General features: G+C 40.5%; 7 protein-coding genes. 1 reads left to right on the top strand and 6 read right to left on the bottom strand.

Features of this window, described 5'->3' with window-relative positions:
• Positions 1 to 54: 54 nt before the first annotated feature.
• Positions 55 to 1590 carry a cytochrome-c peroxidase gene (locus N475_RS14655; RefSeq protein WP_063365503.1) on the bottom strand — a complete coding sequence of 512 codons (1536 nt, stop codon included), beginning with the start codon at positions 1588 to 1590 and terminating at the stop codon, positions 55 to 57.
• 94 nt (positions 1591 to 1684) lie between these two features.
• Positions 1685 to 2281: a MarR family winged helix-turn-helix transcriptional regulator gene (locus N475_RS14650; protein ID WP_063365502.1), complete on the bottom strand. Its 597-nt coding sequence runs from the start codon at positions 2279 to 2281 to the stop codon at positions 1685 to 1687.
• 65 nt (positions 2282 to 2346) lie between these two features.
• On the opposite strand from N475_RS14650, the gene N475_RS14645 reads away from it, so the two are divergent.
• Positions 2347 to 2937: a carboxymuconolactone decarboxylase family protein gene (locus N475_RS14645; protein WP_063358224.1), complete on the top strand. Its 591-nt coding sequence runs from the start codon at positions 2347 to 2349 to the stop codon at positions 2935 to 2937.
• A 579-nt stretch (positions 2938 to 3516) separates the two neighbouring features.
• Here N475_RS14645 and N475_RS14640 read toward each other — a convergent pair.
• The 4 genes from N475_RS14640 to N475_RS14625 all read right to left on the bottom strand — a co-directional run.
• On the bottom strand, positions 3517 to 3906 hold the full coding sequence (locus N475_RS14640) for a VOC family protein (protein WP_063365501.1): 390 nt from the start codon (positions 3904 to 3906) through the stop codon (positions 3517 to 3519).
• A gap of 68 nt (positions 3907 to 3974) precedes the next feature.
• Entirely contained in the window at positions 3975 to 4373 is a 399-nt protein-coding gene (locus tag N475_RS14635; RefSeq protein ID WP_063365500.1) for a helix-turn-helix domain-containing protein, read from the bottom strand.
• 225 nt (positions 4374 to 4598) lie between these two features.
• Positions 4599 to 5150, bottom strand: coding sequence for a peptide deformylase (def, locus tag N475_RS14630; RefSeq protein WP_063358221.1), 552 nt, complete (start codon positions 5148 to 5150; stop codon positions 4599 to 4601).
• Positions 5151 to 5291: 141 nt separating this feature from the next.
• On the bottom strand, positions 5292 to 5963 hold a 672-nt coding region (locus N475_RS14625), incomplete at its 5' end, for an FG-GAP repeat domain-containing protein (protein ID WP_162269602.1).

The following is a 5963-nucleotide window of genomic DNA, read 5'->3' as shown; positions in this document are numbered from 1 at the left end:
TATCTCTCTTTTCGCCTAGTTTATACAGATATTTAGAAAATCTTAGCTTTTTGATCAACTCTTTCCTAATAAAGCGTCTTGAACCCTTAACCTCAAATTATCGGGATCAAACGTTCTAGGGCCTGGTTCAAACCTACGTACACATCTAGAAGACTTAGCGCATTCGTCAGTGAGCGATTTCAAAAATGCGACTAAGTTAGCTTGTTGCTGTGCATCCAACTGGGGCGCTACAAATGGAGATAGTTGTAATAAAGCTAGCGCAGTTTGGCTGTTTTCGTATGCATTGACGTTTAATGAGTCACAATTAGGATCATTTTTAAATTGTGCTAACCCACAGGCTCCACCTTTAGCAAAAAAGTCTTCAATGGCGTTGGCTGGGTTTACATAATGAGCGACTACCTGCTCGAGGGATTCATATGCGCCTGAGTGCCCATAAGGAGCTGTGAGCTCTATGTTCAAAAGGCTTGGTACTCTAAATGCAAACATGTGTTGCTGCTGCGAGTCGATTGCAAATCTACCTGTATCTGTATTCTGTTCGTTAAGTCCGATACCATATTGCGGAAACGCTAAATTAAAGAATCGATCGTTAGTAAATCTCTCTCCTCCATGGCAGTTTAAACAGCCAGCTCCGCCTTCTGATATTTGTGTAAAGAAAAGCTGAGCACCGCGTTTTTGAGGTTCATTTAGTGCCTTTAGATCGCCCCGGAGATATTTATGCCAAGGTGTATTGACCATCTTTGTTGCCGCTTGGTATTGGCCAAGCGCCATCGCAATACTGTCAAAAGTGATTAAAGACTCAGCAGGTTGCTGGCTATTAAATGCCTTTCTAAACTCTTGTAACCATGTATTCTTTTCTAAGTCGTTTACACCTGAACCGTAGTTGCCAAGCCTCTGCGCTAGGTGTTCGCGCACAGACTGGTTGTCAAACGCATTTTCAAACGCTGCGCCTCGCATCTCTTCTACAGACGTAACTGGAAACCTTGACAAGGTACTGACCAAATCTGGGCCGGCATGTTCGTCTGGTTGACCAAAGCCAGAGTCGGGAGTGCTAATAAAAGTTGTTTCATTCCCCAAATTGTCTGTTGTCGTCACTCTTTCAACGCGGCCATCCCAAAAAAGGCTCGAGTTAGCTAATCCAGAATTAAAGATTGTTGGTGAGTTTCTGGGTATATTTATTTCACCATTTACTTCTCTTAATGGCCCAACAATATCTGGCACTAGCGCATTGGTCCCGATGGGAAGCGATAACCCATCCGCGCCTCCAAGTCTGGGGTGATGGCAACTTGCACACGCGACAGTTTTTTCACCGCCAAGAGATTTAGTAAAGAACAGTTTCATACCAAGCTGTGGAATAGGTTGAGTTATACTCGGTAGAAAGGAGACGTCTGGGATTGTGTCAGCTAGGTTTTGGGCTGAAATGATTTGTTGAAGCTTGAGGTCTTCTTCACTGAATGTTTGCAGTGAAACGCCGATATGCTTTTGACGTTTGCTACCTTGGTTGTCACCTCTGTGGTCCGGCTTAGCAAGTAGACTTGTGCTGATAGCGCTACACAGTAGCAAGCCAAAAACACCTGTTTTTATCGTTTTCATAAGTTGCCCCTCTTTCATTTTATAATTCAGAGAATGGCAACTTAATGTGCAAAAAGTGTGTAATTGTTAATTTTTTATCATAGAAGTATATCGATCACTTGTTTGTACGTTTGTACCACCTTTCTAGTTCTTTGTGATCTCTCGTCACACTAAGGCCCTGTTTTTGGCAGTCGGCAACTTCCATAGCGAGTACCGCTTCTGCGTTAAGCTCTAGCTTTTGCAATAGTTCACTCAGCGTATTTCGCTCTTGATTAGTAAGTGTGTCCAGTAGTTTTTCTTCTCTCATCTTTAGGTGGGCAACTACTTTGTTGTATATCGAATTTCCTTGTTCAGTTAAAAGAACCGGCTTACTTCTTGATGCACCCTCTTCATATTTTACCAATTCCTTTTTTGCTAAAGCTGCGATTGCTCGATTTATTGAGTATGGGTCTAATCTAGATTGGTAAGCAATGTCTGAGGCTGCAATTGGACCGTATGAGCCTATGTTTACAAGTATGCGAAGTTCTCTTGTGTCTAAATCCGTAAGGTTTCGAATAATTGGGTCTCTGGAGATAGAAAGTAGGTTACTGACGACAGCGACTTGAAACGGTATGTGTGTATCTAAAGCTAGCTGGCTTTGGTCAGATTCGGATAGCTCAAATGCCTTAAGCCGATTTTTAAGTGAATTTTCATACAGATTTTCGCTGGACAATGTACTTCTCCGAGGTTATTGTGTTGCATATGCAACAAAAAAATAAAATTCAATAGGAGCTGATTATGCCTTTAGTGACACCCCTTTCACAAGATCACGACCAAGAAGTGACAGAGCTTGCTAAATTCTTTAACGAAACTTTGGGGTTCTGTCCTAATAGCGTGCTTACCATGCAAATACGACCTGCAATTGCACGAGCTTTCATTAATTTAAACAAAGCAGTTATGGAAAACCAAGGTCGAGTAACGTCAGAGTTAAAGCGTTTTATTGGCTATATCACCAGTGCAAATACTGGGTGCCGTTACTGTGAAGCACACACTATTTTGGCTGCGCAGCGTTATGGCGGTACGGATGAGAGGCTTGCCCAAATTTGGCAGTTCAGAGAAAATGACGTATTTAGCGAAGCAGAAAAAGCAGCGTTTGAATTTGCTCTTGCTGCTTCTAGTGTACCAAATGCAGTAGACGAACAAATACAAACAGAGCTTAAAAAGCATTGGGATGATGGCGAGATTGTCGAAATTCTGGGTGTTATTTCTTTGTTTGGGTATTTGAATCGTTGGAATGATTCTATGGGTACGACACTTGAGTCGGGCGCAATAGATGCAGGAGAGACCCTATTACAAAAAAACAACTGGGAAGTTGGAAAACATCAATAAACAACCTTTACATCTCAACAACAAAAGGCTAACTCGCCCGGGTAAGCCTTTTTATCAGATTGGTAAGTTTCCAATTAATATCGATAAACACTTTATATGATACAAAGTTAAGGCTGAACAGGTATTAATCTTCGTTTAACCATATCGCTTTGCCATTATAGTTAATGGTCTCGACAGAGTTTCCAAAAACGGAATTTATTCCTTGCTCTTGAAAAAATGAGATTTATCAGCTTGAAGGTTTTGATTTTCAGTCGTTAAGCAATACCCAATATTGAGTCGGTTCCGGTCATGAAACACTAATTGGTATTTTTTCATATTCACATGTTTGAACTGATTAAATAGTTTTATTTTAAATCCAACTTGCAGATTCGAATAACCTATTTGGTTTTTTAAATATGACTTGTTTAAATTAGTATATCCACCAGTATATAAGATAAAATTCTCAATAGTGAATTTACTTTAGTACTAGGTTTCCGCCTTCATGCATACATAATTCTCATAAGCTACAGTAAACTCTAATTTATTCTCTATAGCAGCTAAACACTAAACACTGCTACAGTTACGGACTTGTTTTATTAATTACAATTTTTGCATGAGTTGAATGTAATTACCGCAAGTATCATCTAGAACTGCTATTTTTACAGTCCCCGCCTCCTTTGGGGGCATGGAAAATTGCACATCTAATGCCTTTAGCCTTTCAAACTCTCCCTCCAAATCATCAACTTCAAATGAAGTGCATGGTATCCCGGCTTCTTTAAGGGCTTTTTGATACACTCTAGTCGGTTCAAAGGCCATCGGCTCCAGTAATAGTTCCACTCCTAATTGTTCATTTGGAGAGACAACGGTTAACCATTTGTGTTCACCTAAAGGCACTTCAGTTTTTTTGATAAACCCTAGTGTTTTGGTATAGAAATTTAATGCTTTTTCTTGGTCGTCGACAGGAATACTAGTTACATAGATTTTTAACATATTAAGTTCCTTACTCTTAATTATTAGGATAGCCTTATGTTACCTTGGTGCTAGATAAAAAACTTATTCTAGATTGCGTTGTATAGTTTTTGATACTCCTTGGGGGAGTGACCGGTACACTTTTTAAAAACTGAAGAGAATGTTGATGGGCTCTCATAACCGACGTCAAAGCAAACTGTTGTGATAGAAGCGCCGCTTTCAATAAACTCTTTTGCTTTGGAAATCCTTAAATCTCTCAAGTAAGCTCTTGGGGTTAAGCCGTACATCCGTTTAAACACTCTAACATAATGAAAACGTGATAAAAAAGCGGTGTTGGCAAGATCATCGAGTTCTAGTTTCTTCATGTAGTAAAGTGCCATAAAGTGTTTAGATTGCCTTATTTGTAAATACATTTGGCGACTGAAAGGGGCACGTAGATAAAGGGCGTCTATTTCTGCCTCAAAAAAAGTTTTGTTAGTGATTGACATATTTACACCTTTACTTGGCTTTTACTTCATCTTTTTATTTTAGTTTATTAGCGGCATGTCTATCGAGGTAGCGCGTTAAAGGCTGTCTGCTTTGGTCGCTTTAATAAACATAGCAGCACATTCCTGTAGCTTAAAACCAAGGTCCCTTTGTTTCTGTCTATGATGGCAGCGCTGTATTATGTTGGTGATTTGGAATGATGTATCGGAGGACAGTACAAAACTGCCCTAAGCGTTCGGTGCAAAGTGCTCATACCAATAGCTTTCGCTCACCAGATCTTGAACAGACTCTACTCGGTCGACAAAAGTTAACCCGTCTAGATGATCCATTTCGTGCTGGAAAATTCGTGCAATAAAACCAGTGTATATTGTTTGATGTTTTTGACCGTTTTGGTCATAGTACTGAACCTTGATTTTTTTGTGTCTAGGAACAAGCCCACGTAAGCTCGGTACACTTAAGCACCCTTCCCAACCCTTTTCTTTATCTATGCTTGCTTCAATTAATTCCGGGTTAATAATGGCGGTGGGCTGCATTAGTGGTGCGTCAGGGTAACGTGCATTTGGTTTAGAGCACATAATAAATATTCTAACGCTTTTGAATATTTGTGGCGCGGCAATACCGACTCCACCAGCGAGCTCTACAGTACGCATCATCTCCGATATTAGGTTTTGGCATTCATCAGACAAAATATTGCCGACTAATTTCGCCTGCATTTTTAGTATCGGTTGACCTAGATGAGCTATTTCAAATTGTTTAGTTGGCTCGTAAGATTGCTGCATTCTGTTTGCAAAGCCTCAAATTATAAGAGTGGCAATATTATAAACCCTTTGAGTATGAGTTGGCCAAGTTAATATAGAGCACGGCATTCAAACTGTGCTCTATTTTAGGTTCATTCCAGTTTCGTAAAATCTAAAACCAGATTAACGTGTTAAATAGACCAAAACACCATTGTCTGAAAAGCCAACAATATCTGCTTTTCCATCGCCGTTTACATCAGCTACTTGTCTTGGGTGTTTGTCTACAAACCAACCTTTTGTATATACAAATTCGTCATGATGTTTTGTAGGTGCGGTGAAAGTACCGTCACCTCTTGCGAAGGATGTATAAACATCTGCCCCGCCAAATCCGACGATGTCTTGCAAGCCATCTCCATTAACATCTGATAAAACCCGTGGGTGTTTAGAGACTTCCCATTTACCGGCTAATAGCGCGTAATTTGAAAGCACAAACTTATGCGGGGCAAAAGTACCATCACCTCTTCCCAAAGAGGTATACACACCCTCTCCACCAAAGCCTACTATATCGGCTAGACCATCTCCGTTAATGTCTCCAACTTGACGTGGATGACTTTCGACTCGCCAATTACCGCTGTTATACGTGAATGCGTTCAGTGCCACTTTAGCTGGTGCGAACGTACCATCTCCTCTAGAAAGGGAGGTGAATACAGAGTTTGTTCCAAACCCTACTATGTCAGCAAGTCCATCACCGTTTACGTCCGCAACAACTCTTGGGTGCTTTGCGACTTCCCATTTTCCACTATTAACAGTGTATGCATCAATCGCACGCTTAATACTGATCTGCTGTAATGAAAC

Source organism: Pseudoalteromonas luteoviolacea DSM 6061 (assembly GCF_001625655.1).
Taxonomy (GTDB): domain Bacteria; phylum Pseudomonadota; class Gammaproteobacteria; order Enterobacterales; family Alteromonadaceae; genus Pseudoalteromonas; species Pseudoalteromonas luteoviolacea.
This window is presented reverse-complemented; position numbering and strand designations above follow the sequence as displayed.